General features: G+C 33.3%; 49 protein-coding genes and 1 tRNA gene. 3 read left to right on the top strand and 47 right to left on the bottom strand.

Annotated features, from left to right (window positions below; all coding sequences use genetic code 11):
• Positions 1-181: 181 nt before the first annotated feature.
• From ACWA2B_RS10430 to ACWA2B_RS10540, 23 genes are all read right to left on the bottom strand, one after another.
• Positions 182-382: a hypothetical protein gene (locus ACWA2B_RS10430; protein ID WP_449292090.1), complete on the bottom strand. Its 201-nt coding sequence runs from the start codon at positions 380-382 to the stop codon at positions 182-184.
• Between the two features lie 29 nt (positions 383-411).
• On the bottom strand, positions 412-792 hold the full coding sequence (locus tag ACWA2B_RS10435; RefSeq protein WP_449292091.1) for a hypothetical protein: 381 nt from the start codon (positions 790-792) through the stop codon (positions 412-414).
• A 33-nt stretch (positions 793-825) separates the two neighbouring features.
• Positions 826-1,071: a hypothetical protein gene (locus ACWA2B_RS10440; RefSeq protein ID WP_449292092.1), complete on the bottom strand. Its 246-nt coding sequence runs from the start codon at positions 1,069-1,071 to the stop codon at positions 826-828.
• Between the two features lie 35 nt (positions 1,072-1,106).
• Positions 1,107-1,304, bottom strand: coding sequence for a hypothetical protein (locus tag ACWA2B_RS10445; RefSeq protein WP_413986412.1), 198 nt, complete (start codon positions 1,302-1,304; stop codon positions 1,107-1,109).
• Positions 1,297-1,482 (bottom strand): hypothetical protein, encoded by a 186-nt coding sequence (locus tag ACWA2B_RS10450; RefSeq protein ID WP_449292093.1) that lies wholly within the window; start codon positions 1,480-1,482, stop codon positions 1,297-1,299. The genes ACWA2B_RS10445 and ACWA2B_RS10450 overlap by 8 nt, the downstream gene beginning before the upstream one ends.
• A complete protein-coding gene (locus ACWA2B_RS10455) occupies positions 1,482-1,625 on the bottom strand; it encodes a hypothetical protein (RefSeq protein ID WP_193373359.1) in 144 nt (47 codons plus the stop codon). The genes ACWA2B_RS10450 and ACWA2B_RS10455 overlap by 1 nt, the downstream gene beginning before the upstream one ends.
• Positions 1,626-1,638: 13 nt before the next feature.
• Entirely contained in the window at positions 1,639-2,163 is a 525-nt protein-coding gene (locus ACWA2B_RS10460) for an AAA family ATPase (protein ID WP_449292094.1), read from the bottom strand.
• Positions 2,160-2,639 (bottom strand): 3D domain-containing protein, encoded by a 480-nt coding sequence (locus ACWA2B_RS10465; RefSeq protein WP_449292095.1) that lies wholly within the window; start codon positions 2,637-2,639, stop codon positions 2,160-2,162. Before ACWA2B_RS10465 ends, ACWA2B_RS10460 begins: the two co-directional genes overlap by 4 nt.
• Positions 2,640-2,698: 59 nt before the next feature.
• Positions 2,699-3,040: a hypothetical protein gene (locus tag ACWA2B_RS10470; protein WP_449292096.1), complete on the bottom strand. Its 342-nt coding sequence runs from the start codon at positions 3,038-3,040 to the stop codon at positions 2,699-2,701.
• Between the two features lie 65 nt (positions 3,041-3,105).
• Positions 3,106-4,251, bottom strand: a complete 1,146-nt coding sequence (locus ACWA2B_RS10475; RefSeq protein WP_449292097.1) for an AAA family ATPase — start codon at positions 4,249-4,251, stop codon at positions 3,106-3,108.
• A gap of 141 nt (positions 4,252-4,392) precedes the next feature.
• Complete coding sequence (locus ACWA2B_RS10480) at positions 4,393-5,520, bottom strand: hypothetical protein (RefSeq protein WP_449292098.1); 1,128 nt, start codon at positions 5,518-5,520, stop codon at positions 4,393-4,395.
• A gap of 302 nt (positions 5,521-5,822) precedes the next feature.
• Positions 5,823-5,899: transfer RNA gene (locus tag ACWA2B_RS10485), tRNA-Ile, on the bottom strand.
• 211 nt (positions 5,900-6,110) lie between these two features.
• Positions 6,111-6,485, bottom strand: a complete 375-nt coding sequence (locus ACWA2B_RS10490; RefSeq protein ID WP_449292099.1) for a hypothetical protein — start codon at positions 6,483-6,485, stop codon at positions 6,111-6,113.
• 231 nt (positions 6,486-6,716) lie between these two features.
• Positions 6,717-7,109 carry a hypothetical protein gene (locus tag ACWA2B_RS10495; RefSeq protein ID WP_449292100.1) on the bottom strand — a complete coding sequence of 131 codons (393 nt, stop codon included), beginning with the start codon at positions 7,107-7,109 and terminating at the stop codon, positions 6,717-6,719.
• A gap of 67 nt (positions 7,110-7,176) precedes the next feature.
• Positions 7,177-7,299: a hypothetical protein gene (locus tag ACWA2B_RS10500; RefSeq protein ID WP_019687660.1), complete on the bottom strand. Its 123-nt coding sequence runs from the start codon at positions 7,297-7,299 to the stop codon at positions 7,177-7,179.
• Complete coding sequence (locus tag ACWA2B_RS10505) at positions 7,296-7,832, bottom strand: accessory gene regulator ArgB-like protein (RefSeq protein ID WP_068940500.1); 537 nt, start codon at positions 7,830-7,832, stop codon at positions 7,296-7,298. Before ACWA2B_RS10505 ends, ACWA2B_RS10500 begins: the two co-directional genes overlap by 4 nt.
• Positions 7,819-8,460, bottom strand: coding sequence for a hypothetical protein (locus ACWA2B_RS10510; protein ID WP_340981227.1), 642 nt, complete (start codon positions 8,458-8,460; stop codon positions 7,819-7,821). Before ACWA2B_RS10510 ends, ACWA2B_RS10505 begins: the two co-directional genes overlap by 14 nt.
• A gap of 112 nt (positions 8,461-8,572) precedes the next feature.
• Complete coding sequence (locus ACWA2B_RS10515; RefSeq protein ID WP_449292101.1) at positions 8,573-9,550, bottom strand: phage lytic cycle repressor MrpR family protein; 978 nt, start codon at positions 9,548-9,550, stop codon at positions 8,573-8,575.
• Positions 9,551-9,554: 4 nt separating this feature from the next.
• Positions 9,555-10,889: a DNA sulfur modification protein DndB gene (locus tag ACWA2B_RS10520; RefSeq protein WP_449292102.1), complete on the bottom strand. Its 1,335-nt coding sequence runs from the start codon at positions 10,887-10,889 to the stop codon at positions 9,555-9,557.
• A 58-nt stretch (positions 10,890-10,947) separates the two neighbouring features.
• Positions 10,948-11,718, bottom strand: coding sequence for a hypothetical protein (locus tag ACWA2B_RS10525; protein WP_449292103.1), 771 nt, complete (start codon positions 11,716-11,718; stop codon positions 10,948-10,950).
• 8 nt (positions 11,719-11,726) lie between these two features.
• Positions 11,727-12,188, bottom strand: coding sequence for a hypothetical protein (locus tag ACWA2B_RS10530; RefSeq protein WP_449292104.1), 462 nt, complete (start codon positions 12,186-12,188; stop codon positions 11,727-11,729).
• A gap of 102 nt (positions 12,189-12,290) precedes the next feature.
• Positions 12,291-12,686, bottom strand: a complete 396-nt coding sequence (locus tag ACWA2B_RS10535; RefSeq protein WP_449292105.1) for a hypothetical protein — start codon at positions 12,684-12,686, stop codon at positions 12,291-12,293.
• An 8-nt stretch (positions 12,687-12,694) separates the two neighbouring features.
• A complete protein-coding gene (locus tag ACWA2B_RS10540) occupies positions 12,695-12,904 on the bottom strand; it encodes a hypothetical protein (RefSeq protein WP_449292106.1) in 210 nt (69 codons plus the stop codon).
• Between the two features lie 210 nt (positions 12,905-13,114).
• Here ACWA2B_RS10540 and ACWA2B_RS10545 point away from each other — a divergent pair, with 210 nt between their 5' ends.
• On the top strand, positions 13,115-13,324 hold the full coding sequence (locus ACWA2B_RS10545; protein WP_068940387.1) for a helix-turn-helix domain-containing protein: 210 nt from the start codon (positions 13,115-13,117) through the stop codon (positions 13,322-13,324).
• A 39-nt stretch (positions 13,325-13,363) separates the two neighbouring features.
• On the opposite strand, the gene ACWA2B_RS10550 is transcribed toward ACWA2B_RS10545, so the two are convergent.
• Positions 13,364-13,744 carry a type II toxin-antitoxin system PemK/MazF family toxin gene (locus ACWA2B_RS10550; protein WP_449292107.1) on the bottom strand — a complete coding sequence of 127 codons (381 nt, stop codon included), beginning with the start codon at positions 13,742-13,744 and terminating at the stop codon, positions 13,364-13,366.
• 276 nt (positions 13,745-14,020) lie between these two features.
• Here ACWA2B_RS10550 and ACWA2B_RS10555 point away from each other — a divergent pair, with 276 nt between their 5' ends.
• Complete coding sequence (locus tag ACWA2B_RS10555) at positions 14,021-14,539, top strand: RsfA family transcriptional regulator (protein WP_449292108.1); 519 nt, start codon at positions 14,021-14,023, stop codon at positions 14,537-14,539.
• Between the two features lie 173 nt (positions 14,540-14,712).
• Here ACWA2B_RS10555 and ACWA2B_RS10560 read toward each other — a convergent pair whose 3' ends face one another.
• From ACWA2B_RS10560 to ACWA2B_RS10610, 11 genes are all read right to left on the bottom strand, one after another.
• On the bottom strand, positions 14,713-14,835 hold the full coding sequence (locus ACWA2B_RS10560; protein WP_449292109.1) for a hypothetical protein: 123 nt from the start codon (positions 14,833-14,835) through the stop codon (positions 14,713-14,715).
• Between the two features lie 163 nt (positions 14,836-14,998).
• A complete protein-coding gene (locus ACWA2B_RS10565) occupies positions 14,999-15,277 on the bottom strand; it encodes a hypothetical protein (protein ID WP_449292110.1) in 279 nt (92 codons plus the stop codon).
• Positions 15,278-15,579: 302 nt separating this feature from the next.
• Complete coding sequence (locus ACWA2B_RS10570) at positions 15,580-15,942, bottom strand: cyclic-phosphate processing receiver domain-containing protein (protein ID WP_322152741.1); 363 nt, start codon at positions 15,940-15,942, stop codon at positions 15,580-15,582.
• Between the two features lie 56 nt (positions 15,943-15,998).
• A complete protein-coding gene (locus ACWA2B_RS10575; protein WP_449292111.1) occupies positions 15,999-16,337 on the bottom strand; it encodes a hypothetical protein in 339 nt (112 codons plus the stop codon).
• 31 nt (positions 16,338-16,368) lie between these two features.
• The gene (locus tag ACWA2B_RS10580) at positions 16,369-16,728 is read right to left on the bottom strand and encodes a hypothetical protein (RefSeq protein WP_449292112.1); all 360 of its coding nucleotides are present in this window, start codon (positions 16,726-16,728) and stop codon (positions 16,369-16,371) included.
• Positions 16,729-16,774: 46 nt separating this feature from the next.
• Complete coding sequence (locus ACWA2B_RS10585; RefSeq protein WP_449292113.1) at positions 16,775-16,924, bottom strand: hypothetical protein; 150 nt, start codon at positions 16,922-16,924, stop codon at positions 16,775-16,777.
• Positions 16,925-17,055: 131 nt separating this feature from the next.
• Positions 17,056-17,436: a hypothetical protein gene (locus ACWA2B_RS10590; protein ID WP_449292114.1), complete on the bottom strand. Its 381-nt coding sequence runs from the start codon at positions 17,434-17,436 to the stop codon at positions 17,056-17,058.
• A gap of 41 nt (positions 17,437-17,477) precedes the next feature.
• The gene (locus ACWA2B_RS10595) at positions 17,478-17,639 is read right to left on the bottom strand and encodes a hypothetical protein (protein WP_019687681.1); all 162 of its coding nucleotides are present in this window, start codon (positions 17,637-17,639) and stop codon (positions 17,478-17,480) included.
• A gap of 278 nt (positions 17,640-17,917) precedes the next feature.
• The gene (locus tag ACWA2B_RS10600) at positions 17,918-18,094 is read right to left on the bottom strand and encodes a hypothetical protein (protein WP_449292115.1); all 177 of its coding nucleotides are present in this window, start codon (positions 18,092-18,094) and stop codon (positions 17,918-17,920) included.
• 32 nt (positions 18,095-18,126) lie between these two features.
• Entirely contained in the window at positions 18,127-18,297 is a 171-nt protein-coding gene (locus tag ACWA2B_RS10605; RefSeq protein WP_449292116.1) for a hypothetical protein, read from the bottom strand.
• 85 nt (positions 18,298-18,382) lie between these two features.
• Positions 18,383-18,550 carry a hypothetical protein gene (locus ACWA2B_RS10610; RefSeq protein ID WP_449292117.1) on the bottom strand — a complete coding sequence of 56 codons (168 nt, stop codon included), beginning with the start codon at positions 18,548-18,550 and terminating at the stop codon, positions 18,383-18,385.
• Positions 18,551-18,652: 102 nt separating this feature from the next.
• On the opposite strand from ACWA2B_RS10610, the gene ACWA2B_RS10615 reads away from it, so the two are divergent.
• Positions 18,653-18,907, top strand: coding sequence for a hypothetical protein (locus ACWA2B_RS10615; protein WP_449292118.1), 255 nt, complete (start codon positions 18,653-18,655; stop codon positions 18,905-18,907).
• 37 nt (positions 18,908-18,944) lie between these two features.
• On the opposite strand, the gene ACWA2B_RS10620 is transcribed toward ACWA2B_RS10615, so the two are convergent.
• From ACWA2B_RS10620 to ACWA2B_RS10675, 12 genes are all read right to left on the bottom strand, one after another.
• On the bottom strand, positions 18,945-19,178 hold the full coding sequence (locus ACWA2B_RS10620) for a hypothetical protein (protein ID WP_449292119.1): 234 nt from the start codon (positions 19,176-19,178) through the stop codon (positions 18,945-18,947).
• A 321-nt stretch (positions 19,179-19,499) separates the two neighbouring features.
• The gene (locus tag ACWA2B_RS10625; RefSeq protein ID WP_449292120.1) at positions 19,500-19,682 is read right to left on the bottom strand and encodes a hypothetical protein; all 183 of its coding nucleotides are present in this window, start codon (positions 19,680-19,682) and stop codon (positions 19,500-19,502) included.
• Positions 19,683-19,711: 29 nt separating this feature from the next.
• Positions 19,712-19,921 carry a hypothetical protein gene (locus ACWA2B_RS10630; RefSeq protein ID WP_449292121.1) on the bottom strand — a complete coding sequence of 70 codons (210 nt, stop codon included), beginning with the start codon at positions 19,919-19,921 and terminating at the stop codon, positions 19,712-19,714.
• Between the two features lie 33 nt (positions 19,922-19,954).
• A complete protein-coding gene (locus tag ACWA2B_RS10635; protein ID WP_449292122.1) occupies positions 19,955-20,293 on the bottom strand; it encodes a hypothetical protein in 339 nt (112 codons plus the stop codon).
• Between the two features lie 42 nt (positions 20,294-20,335).
• Positions 20,336-20,854, bottom strand: a complete 519-nt coding sequence (locus ACWA2B_RS10640) for a DUF262 domain-containing protein (protein WP_449292123.1) — start codon at positions 20,852-20,854, stop codon at positions 20,336-20,338.
• A 33-nt stretch (positions 20,855-20,887) separates the two neighbouring features.
• Positions 20,888-21,103 (bottom strand): hypothetical protein, encoded by a 216-nt coding sequence (locus ACWA2B_RS10645; RefSeq protein WP_449292124.1) that lies wholly within the window; start codon positions 21,101-21,103, stop codon positions 20,888-20,890.
• 39 nt (positions 21,104-21,142) lie between these two features.
• Positions 21,143-21,394 carry a hypothetical protein gene (locus tag ACWA2B_RS10650; protein WP_449292125.1) on the bottom strand — a complete coding sequence of 84 codons (252 nt, stop codon included), beginning with the start codon at positions 21,392-21,394 and terminating at the stop codon, positions 21,143-21,145.
• Positions 21,395-21,427: 33 nt separating this feature from the next.
• Complete coding sequence (locus ACWA2B_RS10655) at positions 21,428-21,658, bottom strand: hypothetical protein (RefSeq protein ID WP_068940341.1); 231 nt, start codon at positions 21,656-21,658, stop codon at positions 21,428-21,430.
• Positions 21,659-21,706: 48 nt separating this feature from the next.
• Positions 21,707-21,844, bottom strand: a complete 138-nt coding sequence (locus tag ACWA2B_RS10660; protein WP_449292126.1) for a hypothetical protein — start codon at positions 21,842-21,844, stop codon at positions 21,707-21,709.
• Between the two features lie 575 nt (positions 21,845-22,419).
• Complete coding sequence (locus tag ACWA2B_RS10665) at positions 22,420-23,250, bottom strand: phage antirepressor N-terminal domain-containing protein (protein ID WP_449292127.1); 831 nt, start codon at positions 23,248-23,250, stop codon at positions 22,420-22,422.
• 69 nt (positions 23,251-23,319) lie between these two features.
• The gene (locus ACWA2B_RS10670) at positions 23,320-23,526 is read right to left on the bottom strand and encodes a hypothetical protein (RefSeq protein ID WP_449292128.1); all 207 of its coding nucleotides are present in this window, start codon (positions 23,524-23,526) and stop codon (positions 23,320-23,322) included.
• Positions 23,519-23,743, bottom strand: a complete 225-nt coding sequence (locus ACWA2B_RS10675) for a ClpX C4-type zinc finger protein (protein ID WP_449292129.1) — start codon at positions 23,741-23,743, stop codon at positions 23,519-23,521. The genes ACWA2B_RS10670 and ACWA2B_RS10675 overlap by 8 nt, the downstream gene beginning before the upstream one ends.
• Positions 23,744-23,759 lie beyond the last annotated feature (16 nt).

The following is a 23,759-nucleotide window of genomic DNA, read 5'->3' on the forward strand; positions in this document are numbered from 1 at the left end:
ATTCCTCAATTATTTTGTTCATTTGATTATCGACACCATGAGAGCTGCGAACGATAGTGTAATAGATATGTATAAAAGCAAATAAATCTCAACGACACTTTTTAAATATTCTTTTTTCCATAGATACTCTTTGAATTTCTTAAACGTAATCATTTCCTCCTTTCTATGTAAAATATCAATTTTATTTGTTTACATAGTCTTCATCTAGTTCGTTAAGTATCATTTCAAGATCATTTACTTTTTCTTTATAAATCTCGATGCGGTTTTGTACTAGCTCCAGTTCATGATTTAAACTATCTTTATCCCCTTCTAATCCGGGGATAAATTTTGAATAATATTCTAACTGCTGTTTAATCAAACTTCTTGCTGATTGAATACACATATCTATTCCTTTCTAGTAAAGATAGACTTCTAATTAAATTTAATATTAGACCCTTTAATTAGCACGCCTTCATTGAATATAGGGTGATCTATTCTGACGATTTTATTTTTCACTTTATTTTTAATCCGTTTATTCTTTGTTCTTTTCGCTATGTATTTTAATTTATTTAACTGATCGCTCTCCATTACGACTCTGAATTCTTTATCATACAAGTCCGTTAATTCACCAATCATTCCATAATTGAAAACAGGCTTTTCAAGTTCTAAGGCGTAGCTTCTCGTGAACAGAGGAGGGTTTATATTCTCTTTCATTTCAGCGGTTGCCTCTATTGGACATACGCCTAACGATTTTCCTGTCACTAAATCATACAATGTACATTCAAATCCTTTATCTTCACCTTCAAAATCCATTTCATTTCTCCTTCAAATAAAATCTTTATTTTATTATGATTCAGATAATACTAAATTACTTCCTTTGATATGTCTGGAGAAATTTCTGTTTTTTGAAATAGAGTCAATTGACGGATAAGCACTATCTATATATCCGTTCTCAATATTAACCAATACAATGGGATATTCATCTTCTTCAATATCCTCCGCAATGAGATATACTCCAGAATCCTCGTCAATCAACAAGTCTCCAGTTTCTAATTCGTCTGATTTAAGTTCGTTTTTTTGTATAAATTTCATTTCATCTCCCCTTTCTTAATCAAATACAGGTTTTACTAAATTTCTAATACCAACATCAGGTCAATATCCACGTCTATCTTTGGATCATAATTACATAAAGTATCAAATTCTATATGATTATCTTTTAGATGTTCCAAAGCTTTATCATGCGATGCCCACATATCATCATTATTTTTGTCGATAAAAAGAATATCCTTAGGCATGGTTAAGCCATATGCTATCCACTTATACATTATCCTCTACCTCACCTAGTCGTTCGATAAATTCCTGTACCTTTAATCCATACTCAGTTCTCGATTCTTTGGCTGCTTCAATAACCTGATTAATGTTTGACCCTTTAGCTTTTACCTGTTTAACCATCTCGTCAACCGAAGTTTCGTTTATGTATTTAATCGTCTTAGTTCTGCTCATCAATATACTTCCATTTTATCTTCAACAATTTGTTTTAAATCGTAAATCTTATCGCGTAACTCCTGAAGCTCTCCATAATCAATATCATCAATTTCTAGGTAACTATATAATTCGGATAATCGTTCAAAGTTAAGCGGTAGCATTGGTGTACCTCCTTTAATCATTTCGCTCGATTTTGATAATTTGATCTATCACATTTACGGCCTTATCTAGTTCATAATTGATAACTTGATAATCAAATCGTTTCTTTCTAAATTTAGTGCCATCTTGATGAATACGTTTAAGCCGCTTATCTACATCGTCTCCACGTTTAATCATTCTTTTGTATCTCGTCTGCTTGTCCACTTTTAAGTAGATAGTTACGAATTCAATATCTTGAACACGTTTTTTCAGATCCTTTATCCCATCAGGATCTATAACGTACACATCAGTTTCTAGCAATTGTTCTTTGGTGCTGAAATAGTGATTATTATCAAAATAGCTATGAGCGACAATTCGTTTTTCCATGTCAAGCTGTTCAAAGTTCTCCACAGTGGTAAAAATATGCCCCCATTCGCTCTCATGTCTTGGTTGACGTGTTGTATAGGACTGGAGGATATTATATCCTCGTCCTTCCAATGCTTTAGCGACCTCTGTTTTACCAGAGCCTGAATATCCCATTAGCAAAAATACTTTTTTCATTTGTTATCTCCCCACTTAATCACTCGTACTTTTACATGTTTCTTTCTACCAAATTGTCTTGCTTCACTTTCTGTTCTGACATACACATCAATCTTATGACCTTTGATGGCTCCACCTTTGTCCTGTACTACTCTTCTGCCTACACCATCTATGTAAACTACCGTACCTTTAGGCAGTATCCTCCAGTCAGCGGCTATTGTTTCACCAGCCTTAGTCATCTTTCCTGAAGCAGTTCTTCCGTAATTTTTACTGTGTACACTTCTACCTTGATTGTTGGTGTAAGCTGTTAACTCAAATCGTTCCCATTTATATGTATTTTTCTTATTCTTCACTTGTTTGATCTTATCCAGCTTGGCAACCCTTGTTTCTTGATTAATTGTCGTGTTTTTCATTTCTCGTACTTGATTGACACTTTGTGCTTCAGTGTTGTTGCATACTGATAGCGCCAATAGCAGAGAGAGGATTAGCTCACCCAACGTATCACGCTCCTGATTTAGTATGTAGCCCCACTCATGCGGTGAGGCTAATTATTTATTTACAAAAATTTATGATTAAACTTAGGTAAATCTTTATACAATTGAAATACTAGTTCTTGATATCTTCCTGTATCATATAGGGACATAGCTATATTTTCAGCAAAATGATAATCCCTTTCACTTTCGAAGATATCGTTAACTTTAGTCTCAAATGTAATGTGACTTACTTTTTCTCCGCTTTGCAATTTGGTGTCTAAATTATCTAGTAGATTAAATAAATCGGTTCTTTGCGATCTTGTACAGTTGGCTTCAAATAAAACATGGTCAAACATTGTATCTTGGAATAATAACTCTTGTTTGAATTCAATATGATCTAATCTTTCATTAATTTGTTCTGTCATCAATATCTACCTCATTCTTAATATTTTCTTAATAAAATCTGTCTTTTACTGAATCTTTTTATGTATTAGATTGATTTAACGAATTCTAATGCTTCTTGAAGTTTTTCAGTGTCTGAAATTGCTCTAAAGTTAGGTACACCCAGAATCTCTTTGAATTTAGGCACAATCGTCTCGGTTTTCTCACTTTGGGTGAAACGATCAACCTCTTTTTGAATGGAGGCAATTAAGTCATCAGCCGAAGCCTTTGCTTCCTCTTGCGCAGCAAATTCTTGAGCTTTCTGCTCCTGAACAGCCTCTTGTTCTTCCTCAATCTTCACAATGTTCTTTTTAGATTCTGCATCCATTTGACCTTTTACTGCCTCTTCATAAATTCTCATAAACTCTTTAGAACTATAAGGGATAGGTTCTGAGGGAAGGTTTACATATCGACCACCACCAATAGATACAAATTCATTTGGACGGAAAAGCATCATAACCTGAGTTTCATGAAAAGCGCTAGCCTTATCTCTTCCTTTTTTGTCCTTTATGTTTTCTTCAAGTTCATTTCCGTCTTTATCTAAAATAACCGTGTCATTGTATAGAGTGCAAATTAAACTTGCTTGAGATTCAAACACTTTTTTACCTGTTGCGGACATCATCATATCAATAGAAGTAAACTTATTTCCATTGCGCAGTGTCGTTTCTCTTTCTTTAGACCAAGCAAGCGACATTGTTCCATACCCAGAGTTCTCCAAAGTATCAAATTGTTTATTCATTTCTGCTGTAAGCAATGTATAGCCATTGTCTGTAGTCTTATCACTGATCTCTTTTAACGATGTATATCTCGAGCCATTTTTTTTGTTAAAATCTCTAATTACCCATTCCTCTGCTGCTGACATTGCTTTGTCTGCGGTATCTATTCCAAGAAGTTTAACAATTTTATTGGTTCTTGCTTCTTCAACAAGATCCTTAACAACTACACTTCGGAAATATTCCCATTGATCTGCTGGGCTTCCTTTTGTATGAATGGGGACAACGTTTTTTAAACTCCATGTTTCCCACCCTTTCTCAAAAGAGAGTAGCATGTAATCATCTGGATTGTCATAGTGAAGCTCTGTGACCTCCTTCCAGAGTCGCGTTTTGCCCGATTTATAGTTACCGACAATCAGTGAACGAATCCCGTGAAGTGCTACCTTAGGTACATTATCAATTACTGCATCTCTCAATCCCATATAATTAATTATTCTCTCCCTTTTATCTATAATTTTTTGTTGACCTATTTGATCCCATGTTTATACTTCAATGAATTTTGTATAACTTGGTCTGTGTTTTATACACAGACCGCTTTTTTAATTGATTATAACTATCTAATCTCACGCAAATGGATCTGCAAATGGATCATCGGATGGTTTGGTTGTTTGATTAAATGGATCATCGCTTGCTACACTCTCACTAAAAGGATTTTCATTTGTCAAAACAGCAGACTTCTTGAATTCCTCTTCCTTCAAAAGTTCGCGCATCAAGCTGCCTTCCACATAACTGATAACTTCCAGACCCTTTTTATCCCCGTTAGTGACACGCTCTTGTCGTGTTACCTTCTCACTACTATCCACTTGACTAAATGGGTCATCGGATGAAATTTCTTCTACGATATCCACGTAAGCAAAAGTTGCTCTGTTGTTGTCTTGTCCAATAACCTCAATAAAGTCGTAGGTATTAAGAGAAGAGAAGGCATCAGCCATCGAAATGCCATGTTCTACTTTCTTCTGATACACCATCATTTCAACATCTTTTGGTTCGGATCTCTCGATTCCATTTGTCAAAACAACTGCATTAATTTTTGTATCTCCAGTCTCACTATCTTGATATGTAGTATTGATACCAATTTGCATGTTAAATCTATTTACTTCAATAAAATCTGGCGATTGGAAGTCGCACACGTAATTAATGGATTTCCCAGCAACTTTAACATCTTGAGGCTCACCATCAATGATAACCTTTCCTTCTTTGATTGGATTGACAAAACTAATCTGTCTCGAAATACCTTTAATTGTTTTGCCGTCTTCTGTATCAAACTCATATGGAATGTATTTTCCCTTAACTTCTACCCAAAAGTCTTTTTCTACAATCTCTTTAAACTTATCGATTCTATCCCATTCAGGTTCAATGAGATGATATGTATTATCTGGATATGTGTCTTTATTGTATCTTTGATTCCATTCTACTTTTGCCGACTTTCTATGCTGCCTGCTGTAAGGATATGCATAGGGCTTTTCTTTACCTGTAATCTTAACTTTCAATTCATTACTCATTGCCGTTTCGATAATAAATTGAAATACTTTCTTTTTCCCCTCTTCTTCAGTTGAGTAAAACGGGACATCTACCCAGTTATCTGTGTTATCTTTTTCCTTAATTGGTTTGACTTTTCCCACAAAATGAAATCCATTGTTAAATTCTTTGCCACCATGATTGTTGTTTACTTTAATCTTATAGTCTGCCATTTGTATTTTATATCTCCCTTTAATGTTTAATTATTTTTATTTGATTAATCCATTTTCGATCAATCATAAAAGGGAGGGCTTCTTAATTTGTTCTTGATTCATATCACCACCTTTTCAAAGTGAGATGAGCTGCATCTATATAATCGCGCTAGGCGCGTTATTGTTGTATGTACTTCTTTGTCAGTTATTAGCTTCTTCATTGAAACTAGGTAAATCCACTATCGTAATAACTGTTCATGTTTCAGCATCTCCTTTCAGTTATATTTCATCTATATAATCACACATTGCTGTGTGTTATTTTTTGGTGGGTCTCACCCGACTTGAACGGGCATTAGCCAATTTATGAGATTGGTGTCTTAACCAATTAGACGAAAGACCCTTATGCATTGCCTTTTGGTAACTATTTATCTTGATAAAAGTATTCTTTTAGGAGGTCAATCACCTTGTTCATTAAATATAACACGCTAAACTATTATAGTCAATACATTTCATTATTTTTAATTGTATAGTTTTTGTAAACTTCCTTTCTATCTCTATCTATATGGTATGTAATCAGCCGAACCATACGCTCGGCAATGGTTATGCAACTACTAAGACAAAGCTAGATGTAGCAAATTTGAATATTTATTTTTTTCATACAAGCTATATAGTGTTTCTGGGTCTGTTACTTTTAATCTAGCTAACTTAAAATCATCGACTTTTTCTTGATATAGTTTTTCAAGTGCCATGATATTATTATCATTATAATCAATAATAAACTCATACTTGTCTTTATAACCTTCTTCGTCGATCAACTGCTTTCTTCTTTCTGACAGATAAATATATTCAGAGCCAGGATTTCCATTGCAAAATAAATACATTTTTTGTCTGTCAGAGTCACTTCTCAAAAGAAACTCTATTTTTTTCATTATTATTGTGGCATTTGTAGGTATCTCAAGCCGATAAATTAGTTCGTCTTGCTGCATAGCATTATCTCCTTGCTGTCGAATTCTATACTTTTATTATACGAGATTACTATAATTAGGCAACAACTTTACACACCATGTCTAAATATATTGACTTAATCAATATACTGGAAAAACGCCCATATAGTGTGTCACTTTTTGTCGAATCGTTTATTCAGGAACTTATGTTCGTATTTATTTTAATTATACTACTGCCAAAAGGCATAAGCAACATAAATCCAAAAATAACTCTTATTTTTTATTGTTTCTAAGTCTCTGTAACATCTTTTTTACTGTTGTTAAATGTACCGCTGCGATTTCCACAAAGCTTTTCTTGGTCTTATCAAAATAAATCTCATATACCCTTTCATCGATTTCATCAATCTTAGTCACATCAGCCATACTTCCTCTTCCAACTCTTACGAATCCCTCAATGTTCTCAAATAAACGCATCGTCTGCTCTGTTCTTGTTTCATCGATAAATTCACCCATACCAGTTATGTATACAATCCGTGTTTGTCCTGTTTTCCCGCTCTTTTTTTCAGTTCTAAATCCTTGAACTTCTGACACTGGTAACATAATTGCTACTTCATCTATTTTGTCACCTATTTTCTTAACTACTTTTATAGTGTCCGTTGATTTCAATTTTATCACCTCGTAATTCATTTGGGGTCTCGCCCCACCCAGAAGAAAGAGCGAGACCCCAAATATATTATTTCAATTCTTCTGGCACTGCTTCTCCATGTATCAATGTCCAACTAGCAGTGCTTACCACTGTTACTGCCAACAGAGAGCAAAAACTACCAACAATCAGCATAAGTTTGTTCAATTTCATAACTTTTCACCTCCTCTCAAGCGTATCAAGAGGAGACTTTGTACTAAAACAGCTAAATTCATTACTGGAATATTTATTATATATATCAGCGAAACTATTATTAAGGATATAATTTTAAACCATTTAAATTTTTCCGGTTTCACTCTTGTTTGCTGTTCTATCTTACTTGGTGCATATATCATTACCAATATTACACTGGCTAGATACATAGCAAAAGAGTAATTCTCGAAATAATTGCCTCCCAATGCTATTAAAATTATTACTAGCGATGAAAAAACTATGCACATATCTGCCGATTTAAAGTGAAAACCACCTGAAAACATTCTAAGTGATGAAAACCCTATTAATGCAAATACTGTTTCTTTAGTAATGCCTAATAGCATCGATGCAATTAATACTATAAATATGGGAATGGTATTCGAGATTATAAATTTTAATGTATATCTCACTATTTGTTGTGACGGTAATTCATCAGGATATTTACTTTTAGCTGCACAACTCCACTTATCGGCTATTTGATCAATCATATTCATTTTTAATTTCCTTTCTTCTTTCTATTAGAATCAATAATACGAATATTGCTATCCAGAAAACTACACTTGAAGTCATATTGTTGAAAGTAGGCTTTGTCATTAAAGCTATACCGAGCAGAGACACAATAAAAAGTATTATATTCGAGGTGTTAATTTTGAATTTTAATGTATATTGATATGGTAATGTTGTAAAGAAGATAGATCGTTTTCTTAATATCAAACTTATGATGACCATTACTGTGTCACCCAAGAATTGAATCAGTATTCCATATTCTTTTGTTGTTTCAAAAAAATCAATATTAAGTGTACTTGCAAGTATAAGCGCAGTTAAAGTTTGTAAAATCATCTGCACTAAAAAACTTATTCCCGATATCCTCAATGACGAAAGGGGAGATAGTTTAAATAAAATCACGAGAAATATTATCAATAATAATAAATTGGCAATCGGTGCAACTCTAGTCGGAAGGTCGTATTCCACATACAAGAAGGTACCTACAGAAATACACAGACTTGAAACGATAAATTGAACCCAGTAGTCTCTTAGCTTTATAGAATACATACCAAATCCAAAAATAAAAATTGCCATACCATCCAACATTGAAAATATTATGTATTTAGCCGTTTCCATGTTAGCCCTCACGTTCTTATAATTAAATATAATGAATTTATATCCTAAATATATCATGTGTTTTTATTGATGTCAACACAATTTTCCATAAAAAAAGTAGAATAAGAAAAACTTATTCTACTTCAGGGTAAATTCTTTTTATGGTTTCTTCATTGAGGAAATCTTGAGTATACATTGTACTGTTGATTATGCCACCATCACGCAAACCAACATTAAATTGTTTACATATCTTATGAATATCTGAACGATCTAAAGTTTTTTTATTCTCACGGAGATATTCTTTTCTTGCCATTTCTAACATACCTGAATTTCTTATATCGATTGGAGATAAACTTGGTCTATTCAGCTTTTCACCAAATTTAGTAATAACAAATGTTATTAATGACTGCTTAACTTCTTCTCCTCTTGTGCTCTTTATTATATAATCACTGTCTTTTAATTTGGAAGTGTCTTTCCTTTTGCTGCCTTCACCAAAATTAGATTTATACACTTCCTCTTGATCTGCTGCTAAAAGAGCATCAATTAAAAAATCACTAACAATGATTTCTCTTTCTGTTGTTTCATAGCGGTCTACATTTGTTAGTTTTATTTTATTATTCGCCTTATCTATATTTTCCACTTTCAAAGTTCTTATTTCAGAACTGTTTCTACCTAGAATGCCTTCAAATATTGATAGTATTATCGCTATATCTCTATAACTATCCAATTCAGATAAAGCATCATCTAAGTGATCTTTTTTAATTAATGTTTGCTGTGGTACAAATTTTTCAAAATCGCTTTTCCCTTTCATTGCGGCAAGTGGATTCATTTTATCTTTTCTAAGACCTTGCCCACTTGCCCACTCAACATATTTCCTGAGAATTGATCCGTAATTCATTGCGCTACTTAACTTAGTGGGAGCCAAGAGATAAATTACCTCTTCAAATTCACTTAATGTAAAATCATAAAGATCTTTACCTAATCTCATTTCTACTCTACTTGCGCGTTTTAGTTTTCCTTCGTAGTTTTTACGAGTGTTTTCTCTAAATTCACTTAAAAATCTTTTTTTGATCTCTGGATTATATAGGCTATCCCCATATATATTATTCAATTTGTTACACCTCTTTAATTATATTTTCGAAATGTTTTAGTATATCCGCTTGAATGCGAGTAGACGAATAAGCTCTTTTCGCTTCAAATAAATCAATCATTGTTTTATCGTTACTTAAATCGAGATTATCAATTATTTTATTTAACTCATTGGGGCTGATGTTTTGATTATCTTTTTGATACATTCTATAAGCAATCACCGTGTATCCAAAAAACATTAAAGGGTGATTTATATAGCTTTTATCATACTTTTCTCTATTTTCCAAAAAAGCATCCACATATAGACTTATCAAAATACCAAAATATTTCACAAGATAGTGAGATACATTTTGATAATCAAGATACGTCTGAGGATTAAAGGTTCTTTCAATCGCTAAATTTAAGATACTGAAAGTTGTTAACTGTCCAACAGCAGTATTAGGCTTGGTTGCAGAAGCAATTCGAATACCCTTGAGTTCGCTGTCTTGGTTTGTTTGCAATTCTTTTACGACAGAAGCTGAACGCCCTTCCGATGACAATTCTTTCTTTCTGTCTTTATTTAGAATGTTGATTGTGTTTATCTGACCAAAAAATTTAGAAGCGGTCTGTTGGTCATAAGTTCTAATCGATAATTCAAAATTAAAATCTAAATCATTTTTCTCATTCATTGCTTTGACAGTAGCCTGCAAACGATGAAAACCATCTAATATGCTTATTGTAGCGTCTCTGTTTATTACTAATTGTCCAAAGTCGTCTTCTTTTGGATTCCAAGTTACTGGCTCTGATTCAAAGTTATAAACATTAAACCTTATGGTATCAGTTAGATAGTCTTTCGCAACAAGTTTATTGGCAATAGTTCTAACCGATGACTGATTTACAATTGGGGTTTCAATAATCCCTTCATTACGATTACCTTTATATTTTAGTCCTCTTTGAGATCTTGGATCGTATATTATCATTTGTGATTCAAACATCTTGTTTAAAAGCTTAGCTGATATTTTTGATGAATATGCTTTTTCGTCAATTTGTATTGCATTAAAAGCCAAAGGTAGGCTTATTGTTTCACTAACAAATTCTGATGCTACACTTTCTTTGGCTTCTCTAATTTCAGTCGCTGTAAAATGTTCAAGTGGATCTATACCACCAAAAACACTATTAATGCAGTCAGTAAAGACACATAATAAGGGTAGGCTGACCTCTTCAATACTTTTCTTTTTTAAAACAATCTCGTTTAATGTTCCATAGGGAACTCCTAGTGAGTTTAATCTGTCATTTACACTAAGTATCTTCTTTCTACTTGTCTTATGTTCGTCAAGTATTTCAGTAATTATCTTTTCTACTTCTCTACGGTCAGTTTTCAAATGTGATACACTCCTTTATTAAAGAATTATAACACATAAATATAATAAATATACACGATCATTTTTTCCTAAGTTTATCTAACAAATTGTGATTATTACCTTCCAAAACCAGAACTTTAGTCACATCTTTTAAGTCTTTAGTATTCATTAATTCGATTTTATTTAGAATTTCATTCTTTATTTTATTCTCACAAGTGATGCAGAATCTCTTCCCTTCAATATAAGGAAACTGCGAATAACATCTTTCGTATTCACATACTTTTTCCCCAACTTTCTTAGGAGAAAATTCTGCTTTTTTCATCGCTTCAGTCCAACTCAACCCTTTATTGTTCATTGCACTAGTAGATGGTTTGAGTTTCAAACTATCATATTCGACTTTGGTTGGGATATAACCTATTTTTTTTATCGAATTTTTCAAATCAACGATCATCGATTCAACGTTTGTATATTTGTTTTTCAAATTCACTTCAGCAGCTTTACATATTTTCTCTATCCCAAAGTGGTCAGATACGTAATCCCAAGCAGGCTCTAAATTACCTTCTTCGTAATCCATTTTATCTACATATCCATTTAATACATTTAATAATTTAAAATTACTGATTGCTTTAATCCTGTTCTTTTCTAATAAATATTCTTCTTTTGTTGGGATTTCAGCTTTTTTCAAAAAATCTTTAAAGTTGGTTTTAGCTTTTCTATTATAAGTATCCCATGTTGTAGTTTTCTCTTTATTTCTATAAAAGTCAAAAAGTTCAACTGTAAGATATCCTCCAGCTTCCTTTGCTGCCAACCTTGCTTCAGCTATATACTTATTTTCAAGCTCCATACTCATATTATAATTCACCTCTCAACAAAGTACCTGTTGGTCATATACCAAGCCTTACCCTTAACTGTTTCCACCATACCCTTTTTATTATCCAAAAACACAATGTCACTACATTCTTTACAGCCCCATTTGCTCCTCTTGTACGCTGACTCTTCTATATAGGAAGCTCCACATTTACACTCTACCTGAATCAGTGTCTTGTGCTGGCTGTATGCGTCTGCTAACTGTTCACTGGCCTTACTTGCCGCTGTAGGCTGTATGACTGCTACATGTTCCCTCTGCTCAGAAAATTCATTATGTACTTTAAAATCTGCAACAAGCTCAGGATTCAATCCAAAGTGTTCTTTGCCTACTGTGGTTACATATTTACTGCCTACACGATAAGATTCTATCCAATCCTGTATTTGCTTCGTGGATAGGCTAATAGTTCCTTTAATACCGCTATTTAGCGTGTAGATCATAATATTAGTTCCCATAATACACCCCCATTTAAATATACTATAAGCGATAATTATTATCAAAGAGTAAAAAAAATAAGCGTAGCATAATTTATGCACGCTTTCTAGCACTTCTTTTAATTATTCTTCATTTACTATTTCATTATTAATCAACCCTTTGTCCAACTCTTTAACGACCATTGTAAGTCTGACCAGATTCAAACTTTTCTCTTCTTTAAAATATTTTATATGTAACTTGACCGCTGCTACAGCTTCATTTAAAGCTTCTATACCATAATCTTTATAGATATTTAACAAGTAATACTTTGTTGCATCGGTGGTCATCTTTCTCTTATATACTTCGCCTTCCATCATTGAACAAAAATCAGAGATGTACGCCAAAGCTGTCCCTCTATGCATACCTGATAACAGTGAGATGTGACTAAGCGCAGAACTAAGCTCCAACTCATTATGATATACCTTTCTAGAGTATTTATAAGCGGTTTCAATCATATGCCTTGTTAGAACTTGAGCCATTACTCCATTCACTCCTCATGATGATCCTCTATCCACTTATCTAGATCAAGATTTGTTTTTACTACCTTATTTTTATCTGAGTCCCATATACGAAAACCATTAGCCATAAAATTATTTAACTCATGCGCTTTTTCTGCTTCAATATTTACAAATCTCCATGTTTTCAATTTGTGCTCTCTATCGTAAGCTGTTAATTTCATTAAACGATATCTTTTCATGGTAGCTGTCCTCTAAGGATGTATTTTTTTACTGTTATTTCAACGAAAACTCTGCTAGAATAAAATGACAAATACACCCTACGCCCAAATCATAGGGAGTGTATTTGTCTTATTATGTTAGTGACACGAAAAACGTATCACCTGTGTTATATTATAGGATTTATCCGTTTTCGTGTCAACCCCTATTTGTAATTAATGGAGGAAATGTGTATGTCTTGGGTTGACATCAATCTCAAATCTATACTTATAAAATTTGAAATCAGTGAAAGAGAAATTGCTCGAAGAACAGGTATTAGACAGGCCACTATCAACAATATGTGTAACAACGATGTGAAACAAATTTCTTTAAAGAATATTTCTATTCTATGCGATGAACTAGGAATTGATATTTCAGAATTACTTACTTTGAATAAAAAATAAAAGAAGGCGATCCCTTCTTTTATTTCACTTTAGTTAAATTTAATTAATTCCTGCTACCACTTTATATGTACTGTTTAAACTTAATTCATATTCAAGAGGAATGCTTGCTACCTTACATGCCAAATCTTTTTTGTCTAACACTCTCATTTGTTCAAACAATGCTACTGAATGTCTATCGAATCCACATTTATCTTTGTCTAGAAGTACATGAGTTGGAAGATTTGCTTTTTGAGTCTGTGCAGACAAAGGTACTACCATTACAACTGGCGAGAATTTATTTCCTATATTGTTACTCATAACAATTACAGGTCGCTGCCCTTTTTGAATATGCGATTTCCCTCCACCAGTTTCTCCCAAGTCTGCGATCCAAACATCTAATTTTTTAATTTCTCTTACTACGCTTTCTACTGCTACCGCCATTATGTACACACTCCTTATTATTGAATCTTATTTTTCTTATTCTTATTTTCATATTTATTCTCATTATATATATCTACAACATCTACTTTGACTCTAACTATACTTCTCTTTTCTTGCTCTCTATACTGGTAATTATACAAATAAAAATAATAAAACACAATACGGAACGTTTGTTCTGTCAAGTAAATTAAACACCATGTGTATATTCGCAATTTTACTGCATAGAAAACTTGACAATTGGATATACTTACTAAAAAGTATATTGGAGGAATATAGATGCGACAAGACGCTTGGACTCAGTTTGATGACGATCTACTAACTAAAACAGTGTTAACCCATATACGTATTAACAAAACACAATTAGCTGCATTTCAGGAGGTTGGCGAAAGATTAAACCGTACAGCTGCTGCTTGTGGATTCCGGTGGAACAGTGCTTTAAGACATAAGTATTACAATGAACTAAAAGTAGCGAAAGAAGAAAGAATGAACAATAAGATAGGCTCAAAAAACAGCATCCCTGCTGCTTCCATCCAAAAGACTGAAATAAATTTCATGAACGAAATAGACATTGCTATTCAATCTTTAAATAATTTACGAGTCGAATATCTTAATATGCAAGAAACCATACGCACACAGAAGAATAAAATAACTGAATTAACTATAGAAATTCAAGAAAGCAATAAAGAAGATCGACGACCTATTGCCAGTGATGATTTAGACACTTTATTAAAAATATTGCATAGAGCGGATCAAATACAAAAAAACATGCCCCAACGCAAAGAACCTGCCATGTAAGTTGGCAGGTTTCTTAATAAAAATTATATTTTATCTACAAAAAAGAAAATAGCCTATCTCTTGGCGGGGACTAGGCTACTTCTACGGATAATTTTATAAAACGGAAGCTGTACGTTTTGCCATTACGGCTTCGTTCTTTGTTGATTTAATTATACTTTTCGTTAAACATGAAATCAACTCATATTTTGATTTTGTTGATCCAACAACTTTTTGATCAATTCGCTTGCCTTTAGACCTTCTCCAATACCAATTAAATATACAGCCTCCCTAAGCGCTTCTCTTGCCTTCTCATCCATTATTGCTGTTTCCCCTTACTTGTATGTATTTTATCCGTTGCATTCATGGAGGATATGCTTAACATGTTCCAGCACATCCTCAAGCTTCTTACCGCACTTCTCACAATACATTTTACAATTCACCTATCTCTTAGTTAAATCTACATTTAACACTGCCATCCATCTAAATTAAACTTCTATACGCTTTTGTCTTTTTTTCTATGCGCTCTTTATTTTGCTCCTTCTTTTCTCCATCCCAGGGCTTATACTCTAAAATATTTTCTGACAAATATAATCTTAATACTAATTTTCCATTCACCAATCTCTCAACCGCATATTTATCTTTGATGTCACAATAGCCCTTTATCCATCCAATGCTAGCACCTCTTAGCCATATACGTTGGTTGTAGCTCCATTTATTTTGTTTAGTTTTTAAGTTGTCTACTAGCCTATTTGATACCAACCTACTTTTCTCCCTTCCGTTTAGAATATAAATATCAAGAGATGATCAAACATGCCTTTCATATGAACTTCCAATTTGCTAATTCACTTTTATTTAAATTGTATTTGTCTTTAATTGAATTCAATTCATTGAGTCTTGCATATGTCTTAGGTTTAGGACATATCTCCAAAGGAGCACCACAGACCTCATCAACACTATACCCTAATGTGCAACTGTGTGGATGTACTGTACCGTATTCTATTCGTAGAGCTTTGCAATTCTGACATGTCTTTTTAATAAATTCCTTCCTCCTCACCATCCAATCAATCGCCTGAATACCTATTCACAGTTATCGGATAATGGTATATCTCAATATCATCTCCAATGAATCCTCTACGCTGAGCAGCCAACAGAGTCTCATACATGTTCTGTCGTCCTACAGGATTATCAGTATGTATGTAAATCTTATCAGCCTTCAGTCCATGCTCACAGAAGTACTTCACTAAGTCATATCCATTGGGCATTTCATTGCCAAACACATCCTCACCCAGATCATGGTCTAATGTAAGTATACCAACGTTTCTGTGCTCTAGAATGCGTATCGCTTCATAATATGTACGAGCGACCACAAAGCCTTCTGGACAGTCTCTGAGGTCGTCTACGTATAGATTGATCTTATCTGTCATGGTCGCACACCCTTTCTATAAAACCATCTTTTACCGAACGTATGTTAGGACAACGACTATAACTGAGTTAATTCATTTTCACAACACAACAGTTCGATTCTGTATTCCTCGATTTGTTTTTCAATTTGTTTGATTTTTTCATACTCTTCTGCAATTAGCATATTTATTTCGAGTTTTTTGTTCTGCATTTGAGTAACTTTTTCTTCTCTTGTCATTACTTCAGATACTTCTTCTAGATCATGTAGTGACACTTTTCCGATTCTTCTATTGTCCACAAATTTGATTTTTGCTTTGTTGTTATCCGCAAACTCAAGGACAATGCATTTTCTGCCGTTGTTCTTGTTAACATTATTGATTTGGTAGGTGTAACCTAGTTGTATTTTACTTATATCCACAGAGTTGTTCGTCTCCTTTGAAATAGCCAATTCACAAAGTTTCATCAGAATCTCTGTATTTGTTTAATATATCTGCTAAACTAATAGCGGATATGATTGGCTGTGTTTTTTCTTCATCTAAATAAACAATTTCATTATCGATTTTTTCTTGAATTAGATCAATAAGAACTTTAGCTCCAGCAACGTATATTTTATGTAAATTCCCGTCGATGTCATAGTTATAATCTTTTCCACGGCTTGGAACCTTAAATTCATTCAACAGAGATTGAATATTAGCAGAATCAAGTCCAATCTGTGCAAGCCCATAAGTTAACCTAACTATCTTAGATTCAAATGGATGTGCAACCACTTCTCCATTTACAATCTGATATCCGTAAGGCGCTTTAGACATATGTATACCTCTTTCCTCAGTGGATTTTCATGGTAAAACAGTCATTTTACTCAAATTCTTTAACAAATTTCTTAATATCTGAAACCATGCTCAATCTTATAGTTGACTTCATCTCATGAATTCCTTTTAGCATTACTAAATATTCATTGAGTATAACAGCCATTGAGCTATCAATTCTATTTACTTTTACTTTCACATTCATCACAGGTTCAGTAAACAACAGGGCACAATTCACTGTAAACTGTTGAATTGTACCTCCATGTGGATTTACAACATCAACTGAATTTATAAAGATTCATTCAAAACACTTCCCTATCAATAATTATTTCATTTCCATGTACCTAAAACATCGTTATAATACTTATTTGTTTGTGCATCAATCGATCCAAACTCTCTAAGACATAACTTTTTACTTTTACTATAATTCAGTATAGATATGAGTTCATATACTAAATAATCACGGTCTCGCAACAGAACCATTCCAGGCTTAAGCTCATGCTCAAGTAATCTCTGGATAACTCTTTTTGCACCATTACACTCAATCTTTATATGTAATTTCACTCCACAATCAGGACAACACCAATTTTTATCCAATAGTAAAGTTACATCTTCAAAAGAACTATTACAGATAGGACATTCTTTCACCTCTCCGTTAAAATAAGTAATTTCAAAATATATCTTTGCACTATTAGGTTGTGAACCTATCATATTCTCACTCCTTGTTGTGTTAAGATAAAATAAACCTTTTACTACAACATAATGTATTGATTGCCATCATCCATGAAAGCCACCAACAATGACTTCCTTTTAATAGTCCTAGCTTGAAAGGCGACAATGCGTGAAACATCTACTTCCATTTCCTTTTTAGTTGCTTCGTCGTAAACAAATATCTTCTTTTTATCCTGACTCATTCTGTATCACCTCTATACAATATTCTTCAAATTCTACAATACTATGTTACTAGTTTCTTTACAATGTTTCCCTATCGATAAATAAATCATAACATATTTCCTTATTTTATTCAACATATTCATTATTTTTGTTTATTAAAAAATTTTATTACGGCTGTCTTTACTATGTATGTTTCAAATTTCTATGCTGTTCATATTGTTTCGCTGCTTCATGTAGTTCAATCCACTTGCCCTCATAATTTCTAACATACAGCTTATTATCTTTTAATGCCCCGGCTTTAAACATAATTATATTCACTCCCCGTTAAAGAGCTATAGATGTTAACATTAGCAGATAAACCTTTCCAGTGATAAAATCGATCAATTAACACAAAACTCATTGCTTCATTGGAACGCCCAGCGGTTTCGATTTCTTCAGTAACTTTACCATCTACAACTATCAAGTATGCATCCATTTTTAATACTCCTTTTATTTATATTTTATTTATTAATCGAACAAAGGTACTACTTGTTCTGTTACTTCTGTAATATCTTCAGCATCGTGCCAACTTTCGAACTTGGCAGCTAGATCAATGTCATGAGTATATAGTTGACCGCGATGTTCTTCCCAATCTGCTCTAAGGTATTGTTTGGTTTCTGTATTGATCACTGTAAACATGTTTATTCCTCCGTTGTTATATGAACTATTGTTATTAAAAGACTTATTTTATCTACAACTTTTTATTGTAAAATTCGAAAAATAATTAATCTATAATTCCTTTACGTTCAGCCCACTGACCTCGTATATGAGCTTGCTTAAACACATAGTCAAGTGTTGTTTCTTCAAGCGACTTGATGCCATGCAATTCAATTGCTTGTTTAATAATTTCGTTCTTAAATTCTTCCAAAGTTTGTTCAGACATTATCTTCATTAGTTCAACTCCTTATTCTCTAACCGTATACCAATATTTGCATATCACATAGACAGAATGGTATAATTCAACTAACCTTAGACTAAGAATGGAGAAATAAGAATGGAAAGAAAAATAAAACAATTTACTTATGGTCTTAGTGGACTATCTTTTGCATATGCTCTTTATGTTTCCTTCATCAAACACCTAGTTAAAGTCACTCCTGACACGCATGAATTTATGGGGTCTCAGATTAGCAATTCATTTAACAAAAATTTTATTGAATCTACATACCATTACACTGTCTCTATCCCATTTGCTTTGATTTTCCTTGTGTTTGGAATAACAATCATTATTGTTAATAAATATTTTGAGTAAGTAGCGACTTGTGTCGCTTCTTTTTTTATCAAATACTTCATTTATCAAAATTATCAATCATTGAACTTATTGTTTCCAACTGCTTCGCTTGAGCTTCATTTACTTTTAATTGATACTCAAATGCACTTTTGTACTCTTTAATTTCTTTTAGGCTCCTTCTTACCAGTTCACGCAAATTTGGCTTGTTGTACTTTTCCTCCAACAATTTTTTATCTAATTTCTCTGGACTTAACAGCACCAGCTCTTTTATGTCATCAATAATTTTATTCATTGGTGTTCCTCTCCTCTGTATCTTAATAAATGAATCCTTTTATCCCAAAATCTCATACATGTAGTTTTTGTTTTTAAAACTATCTTGTTTAACTGACACTGTTCCAGTGACTACATCAATCAATATCCAATCTTTTTCACGATACATAATGTGACCCACAACCAAGTCGCAACTATCCATGATTACAAGTTCTGCTTTATTGCTTAGTTGATTTAATTGTTCGAACGATGTAATTTCTCTTACGAAATACTTGTCTCTATAACGCAATACTTCTTTTCTTGTCGCCTCTATGACATTAATTGTTATCACTCCTTTTCTTGTTCATAATATTAGCTTGCTATCTATAGTAGTAATTAAACCTTCTGCCTCCCCTTCAAGGATTTTGACTTGGGTTAAGCCACCAAAATCTTCTTTAATGATCGCCAGTTCCTCACCTTTCTTTACTGACAATCGCCTTTGTTCAGCTCCTCTATATACTACAAAATTACAAGCTGCGGTTGCCATTAACAAACATCTCCTTATAAAGAATATTCTTATTGGAGCATTTCTTTATTGTCTCTAATTAAGACATAGATATAATCCCTAACTTCTGTCTCGTCCCATCCCCATTCTTCGGCTAGCAACTTAATGCGCTGTGGAATTAAGTTAATAATGACTGCTATTTGTCCTTCTGTTGGTTTCCTATCGTATATATCATTAAAACTGCTTAAAATCTGGTCTCTCATTTCCTGAATATCTCGCATAAGCTATTATCTCCTCATAAAATATTATTCGTGCTAATTCACTAATGTCCATCGATCATTAGCATCATCATACACAAAAGCAAACACACCTATCGTAGACTTTATATTAACAAATCGACTATTAGCAATCTGCCTTCCCGCTTCTTTTGCTAACCTAAGCATAATGAAATTCAAAAACTTCACATTGGAACAGGCGAAGACATAATCTAGCATTTCAGTAAGGTCTAAATTTTGATCTAGTGCAATTAGATCTTCAAAATTAACTACTAATGGAACAGCAAAAGTTAAATATGAGTCATATTTGTTATCGAGAATCATCTTTTGATCTGGACTTAACTCCATACCTTCGTCTACAAATACTTTTGCTTTCAATTAAATCCCCTCCAGTATATTGGAAATAAAATAATCTTTTTATCAAGACTCTGCTGCAAGCAATTCAGCTACTCTATTTAATTCTTCTTCACTGTGGACAGTTCCACCACTATTCATCTGCAAATACCACTCAAGAACCTCTTTACGTGTCTTCAGATTGTTGACATGAAACCTCAAACGAATCATCATGGGAATTTTATCTTCAAAGTCTTTCTTATAGTGTCCAAATGCTTTGATTTGGTTTCTAAGGAACTTTAGGCATGCGGTAAGACGTTGGAGTCCATCAACACATACGAACCAACCATCATCTTTTCCAGAATTGTTCAGCCATTTAGTATGATTGAAGTAAATGTCTAACCCTGAGACACCCTCACGCAACAAATGTTCTATATAAAGCTCCTGTTGTTGTTCCGTCCAAACATGACCTCTTTGAAAGTCTGGATATAATTCCAATCCCATCTCTTCAATATAATCATCCATGGTGTTTTCAAGATATCTCAATGAAACATCAATAGAATAGTTATTGCATTGTATGTATGGTTTGATATCCTCAAATTTCATTACAATCCTCCTCTTTATGAAATATTCATTTGATTAACTATACTTATCAATCATAGCTCCCATAGTTGTACGAGCTTCTTTATATGTCATGATGACTTGAGGTTTACCCTCTGCTTCAAATACATACTGATAAGGTTTGCCACTGCTCGTTTCGGTATTAGTAAATGTCCCTTGAAATATGTATTCCTCACCATCTATACCAAAGCAGCAGCCAATGAACTTTTCAAACCATTGTTTTCTTTGAGACATTATTAATCTCTCCTTCTAAAAGGATCATTTCACTAAATCTCATGATAATTCTGCTCTTGCAATAATTTCTTGAAGATCTACCTCTGAATCAGCAGCGCCAAAAATAATGAAACCTGCTTGAACATAACTTTCAACATCTTCTTGATTACAAATTACAATATCGTTTATGTCGGTCATTACGTATCTGGTCAGATTAATATCGGGTTCAATGTAGTTTGCATATAAAGAAATTTTGCTTTTTAGTTGACTGTCAAGAGTAACTGTTTTAATTAACTTGTTGCGTAATTTCACTCCTAAACAACTCCTTATAAAAATATAGTTTTACTATAGTTCATCTACTGTTTTAGATTTCTGTCTTTCAAGATAATGAAACATATCATAAACCATACTATAATTACCACCGTCCATTATAGTAAGAAAATTATTTATTTCATCGGCTGATAAATTTTTAGTCATAAATTCAATTATTTTAGCGACTTCTTTGATATTTTCAACACCTTCGCTGGTGTACTGTTCTTCTAACCGTGGGAATAATTCATGAATATTGATTTTCATTTTTAAACATCCTTTCAGAGCAAATATAGTTTTACTATGCTGTTTGGTTTAGCCGTGCATGACCACCATCACACCGTCTTCCTTGCAAGCAGCCACAAACTTAGCCATTTCAATTTTATCATTAAAGTCATATGTATTCGCCACCAATTTGTCCAGCACCTTTTCAAAAATAGTTACCTTGTGCATGAATGTCACCTCTTTAGTTCTTTTCTATATATTCATTATATATCATGCGATTATATTTGTATATATGTTTTTAATTATTTCATTATATTTATTTGTCTTAGTAAAAACAAAAAAGACCGCCGAAGCGATCTTGGTCAAATTAATCTTTTACTGGCTTTTCATTTCAGATTCTTGCTTTTTCATAAACTCGATATAACACTTAAAACATCTACCTCTTAGCCGCGCTTTATTCTTACAAAATTTCATCTTACATGCATTTGGATTATATCTCATCTGTACCGTCGATTTAAATGGCATAATTCCAACTGGTATGTGAAACAAGGGAAGAATTTTCAATAAATCCATATAGCATTTAAGACAATATTCAGCTTCTACATAATCAGATACAATGTTTCCCGAACAAAATTCATTCTTACACTTACGTAAAGTCATGCTGTTCACCTCTAAGCTGTTTATCCGTGTAGTGTATACCGAAACTCGTGACGAATCAACTACTCTTAGAGTCTATAAGTTTTGCTAACTGTAAAAAGTAAATATTTAATCCACTTATAATTTACGAGCTATTACTAAATGTTCTATGTATTTTGAATTACTTCGGCAGCACTCTTATTATATTCTTTTTTAATCTTCTCTACTATGCGGATTTGTCCTTTTGGTGTAATTTTCATTGTTTTAACCAGTTTGACCCCATATGCTGTATCTATGCTTTTTTCTTCAACAGCAAACAATTTTTGATTCATTGCGTACTGAGTTGGCTCGTTCTTATAAGTTAATACAAGATTCCAATCACGCAGCTTCTGATATAATTTCTTTTCACCAATACTAATCCCCTCATCTTGAATGAGTTTGCTCATTTCTCGTACCAGAATATTATCCTTTGACTTAAGAACGGTTTCGGCAAATGTAACCAGCGGTTTATTCTCTTCAATTTGCAACTGCAACTGCTTCTGTTCTTTCTTAACCGTAAAATAAGCAATCGCACGGTCTTCTTCTGACAAGGATAAATATTGCTGCACTGAATTATGTATAAACGCTTCGGCTAAAACATCTTTAGCTTTTAATTGATACTGAATTAACTTATTAGCTACTTCTGGTTGATTCTTTTGCATATTTGGGGTGATGGTAATTTTGGCAAGCCACAAAGGTAGGAAATCAATATCTAGCGTTAGGGCTTCCTGCTTTCCACCATTTGTGGGGAGAACGAAATTTCGTTCCCCTTGCTGCAAGACTAAATCTTCCCTGATTTTCTTTCTTTCGCCCTGCATTTGTCCTTTGCTCAATCCAATGCCTTCACAAACCCACCGAACACCCACATAAATCTTACCGTCATTTGCTTTGATCCCCAATAACTCAGATCCGTTAAACTCCACTAGTTTTTGCTCTACTACTTGAAATTTATTCTCCAATTATATATATCTCCTCTTTGATTTAAGTCAGGCAATCTCACCCTGCTTAACCCCTCCCTGTCATAGCAGTTATTTAATAGACTTTTCATTCTTAGTTGTTCTAGTATTAAGATACAAATTCACTACAAGTACACTATGTACTGCTGCTAGTCCAAGTAGAATAGTCAACAGCTTAACAACTACAACCAAACTTGATAATGCTATTCCAATTGACAGAATTGTATAGATCGCTACACTTATAGGAATAATCCTTTTTAGATACCACTGCTTATTCATTAGCACTGACTCCCTCATGCTCATCTTCTGCAATAATTTCTGCACATAGTCCAATACATTCATTACAAATACAGACGTTCTTAGCAGTCACCATTCTGTCCACTTCAGATTGGCTCTTACCACAGAATGAGCAACGCAACTCATAGTCTCTTTCTGAAAAAGCAATTAATTCATCATACTTCCCTGCCTTTTCCATCAACATCATAGCTTCTTGCATAGCTTGTGGGTTCTAA

This window comes from Paenibacillus sp. CMM36 (assembly GCF_053570945.1).

Excerpts from the sequence above, each read along its gene's own strand:
- ACWA2B_RS10550 (WP_449292107.1), bottom strand. The coding sequence starts at position 13,744 with ATGGCGGTAGCAGTAGAAAGCGTAGTAAGAGAAATTAAAAAATTAGAT.
- ACWA2B_RS10460 (WP_449292094.1), bottom strand. The coding sequence starts at position 2,163 with ATGAAAAAAGTATTTTTGCTAATGGGATATTCAGGCTCTGGTAAAACA.
- ACWA2B_RS10570 (WP_322152741.1), bottom strand. The coding sequence starts at position 15,942 with ATGACAGATAAGATCAATCTATACGTAGACGACCTCAGAGACTGTCCA.
- ACWA2B_RS10620 (WP_449292119.1), bottom strand. The coding sequence starts at position 19,178 with ATGAATAAAATTATTGATGACATAAAAGAGCTGGTGCTGTTAAGTCCA.
- ACWA2B_RS10490 (WP_449292099.1), bottom strand. The coding sequence starts at position 6,485 with ATGCAGCAAGACGAACTAATTTATCGGCTTGAGATACCTACAAATGCC.
- ACWA2B_RS10540 (WP_449292106.1), bottom strand. The coding sequence starts at position 12,904 with ATGAAAAGATATCGTTTAATGAAATTAACAGCTTACGATAGAGAGCAC.
- ACWA2B_RS10595 (WP_019687681.1), bottom strand. The coding sequence starts at position 17,639 with ATGAGTCAGGATAAAAAGAAGATATTTGTTTACGACGAAGCAACTAAA.
- ACWA2B_RS10670 (WP_449292128.1), bottom strand. The coding sequence starts at position 23,526 with ATGAATAAGCAGTGGTATCTAAAAAGGATTATTCCTATAAGTGTAGCG.
- ACWA2B_RS10660 (WP_449292126.1), bottom strand. The coding sequence starts at position 21,844 with ATGCACAAGGTAACTATTTTTGAAAAGGTGCTGGACAAATTGGTGGCG.
- ACWA2B_RS10640 (WP_449292123.1), bottom strand. The coding sequence starts at position 20,854 with ATGAAATTTGAGGATATCAAACCATACATACAATGCAATAACTATTCT.
- ACWA2B_RS10675 (WP_449292129.1), bottom strand. The coding sequence starts at position 23,743 with ATGCAAGAAGCTATGATGTTGATGGAAAAGGCAGGGAAGTATGATGAA.
- ACWA2B_RS10525 (WP_449292103.1), bottom strand. The coding sequence starts at position 11,718 with ATGAGTATGGAGCTTGAAAATAAGTATATAGCTGAAGCAAGGTTGGCA.
- ACWA2B_RS10590 (WP_449292114.1), bottom strand. The coding sequence starts at position 17,436 with ATGATAGGTTCACAACCTAATAGTGCAAAGATATATTTTGAAATTACT.
- ACWA2B_RS10480 (WP_449292098.1), bottom strand. The coding sequence starts at position 5,520 with ATGGCAGACTATAAGATTAAAGTAAACAACAATCATGGTGGCAAAGAA.
- ACWA2B_RS10505 (WP_068940500.1), bottom strand. The coding sequence starts at position 7,832 with ATGAATATGATTGATCAAATAGCCGATAAGTGGAGTTGTGCAGCTAAA.
- ACWA2B_RS10655 (WP_068940341.1), bottom strand. The coding sequence starts at position 21,658 with ATGAAAATCAATATTCATGAATTATTCCCACGGTTAGAAGAACAGTAC.
- ACWA2B_RS10580 (WP_449292112.1), bottom strand. The coding sequence starts at position 16,728 with ATGTCTAAAGCGCCTTACGGATATCAGATTGTAAATGGAGAAGTGGTT.
- ACWA2B_RS10500 (WP_019687660.1), bottom strand. The coding sequence starts at position 7,299 with ATGAAATTGAACAAACTTATGCTGATTGTTGGTAGTTTTTGCTCTCTG.
- ACWA2B_RS10555 (WP_449292108.1), top strand. The coding sequence starts at position 14,021 with ATGCGACAAGACGCTTGGACTCAGTTTGATGACGATCTACTAACTAAA.
- ACWA2B_RS10470 (WP_449292096.1), bottom strand. The coding sequence starts at position 3,040 with ATGACAGAACAAATTAATGAAAGATTAGATCATATTGAATTCAAACAA.
- ACWA2B_RS10535 (WP_449292105.1), bottom strand. The coding sequence starts at position 12,686 with ATGGCTCAAGTTCTAACAAGGCATATGATTGAAACCGCTTATAAATAC.
- ACWA2B_RS10440 (WP_449292092.1), bottom strand. The coding sequence starts at position 1,071 with ATGAAATTTATACAAAAAAACGAACTTAAATCAGACGAATTAGAAACT.
- ACWA2B_RS10560 (WP_449292109.1), bottom strand. The coding sequence starts at position 14,835 with ATGGATGAGAAGGCAAGAGAAGCGCTTAGGGAGGCTGTATATTTAATT.
- ACWA2B_RS10610 (WP_449292117.1), bottom strand. The coding sequence starts at position 18,550 with ATGAAGATAATGTCTGAACAAACTTTGGAAGAATTTAAGAACGAAATT.
- ACWA2B_RS10510 (WP_340981227.1), bottom strand. The coding sequence starts at position 8,460 with ATGGAAACGGCTAAATACATAATATTTTCAATGTTGGATGGTATGGCA.
- ACWA2B_RS10630 (WP_449292121.1), bottom strand. The coding sequence starts at position 19,921 with ATGCGAGATATTCAGGAAATGAGAGACCAGATTTTAAGCAGTTTTAAT.
- ACWA2B_RS10450 (WP_449292093.1), bottom strand. The coding sequence starts at position 1,482 with ATGAGCAGAACTAAGACGATTAAATACATAAACGAAACTTCGGTTGAC.
- ACWA2B_RS10530 (WP_449292104.1), bottom strand. The coding sequence starts at position 12,188 with ATGGGAACTAATATTATGATCTACACGCTAAATAGCGGTATTAAAGGA.
- ACWA2B_RS10545 (WP_068940387.1), top strand. The coding sequence starts at position 13,115 with ATGTCTTGGGTTGACATCAATCTCAAATCTATACTTATAAAATTTGAA.
- ACWA2B_RS10605 (WP_449292116.1), bottom strand. The coding sequence starts at position 18,297 with ATGTTTACAGTGATCAATACAGAAACCAAACAATACCTTAGAGCAGAT.
- ACWA2B_RS10430 (WP_449292090.1), bottom strand. The coding sequence starts at position 382 with ATGTGTATTCAATCAGCAAGAAGTTTGATTAAACAGCAGTTAGAATAT.
- ACWA2B_RS10600 (WP_449292115.1), bottom strand. The coding sequence starts at position 18,094 with ATGGATGCATACTTGATAGTTGTAGATGGTAAAGTTACTGAAGAAATC.
- ACWA2B_RS10455 (WP_193373359.1), bottom strand. The coding sequence starts at position 1,625 with ATGCTACCGCTTAACTTTGAACGATTATCCGAATTATATAGTTACCTA.
- ACWA2B_RS10625 (WP_449292120.1), bottom strand. The coding sequence starts at position 19,682 with ATGGCAACCGCAGCTTGTAATTTTGTAGTATATAGAGGAGCTGAACAA.
- ACWA2B_RS10645 (WP_449292124.1), bottom strand. The coding sequence starts at position 21,103 with ATGTCTCAAAGAAAACAATGGTTTGAAAAGTTCATTGGCTGCTGCTTT.
- ACWA2B_RS10615 (WP_449292118.1), top strand. The coding sequence starts at position 18,653 with ATGGAAAGAAAAATAAAACAATTTACTTATGGTCTTAGTGGACTATCT.
- ACWA2B_RS10445 (WP_413986412.1), bottom strand. The coding sequence starts at position 1,304 with ATGTATAAGTGGATAGCATATGGCTTAACCATGCCTAAGGATATTCTT.
- ACWA2B_RS10475 (WP_449292097.1), bottom strand. The coding sequence starts at position 4,251 with ATGGGATTGAGAGATGCAGTAATTGATAATGTACCTAAGGTAGCACTT.
- ACWA2B_RS10435 (WP_449292091.1), bottom strand. The coding sequence starts at position 792 with ATGGATTTTGAAGGTGAAGATAAAGGATTTGAATGTACATTGTATGAT.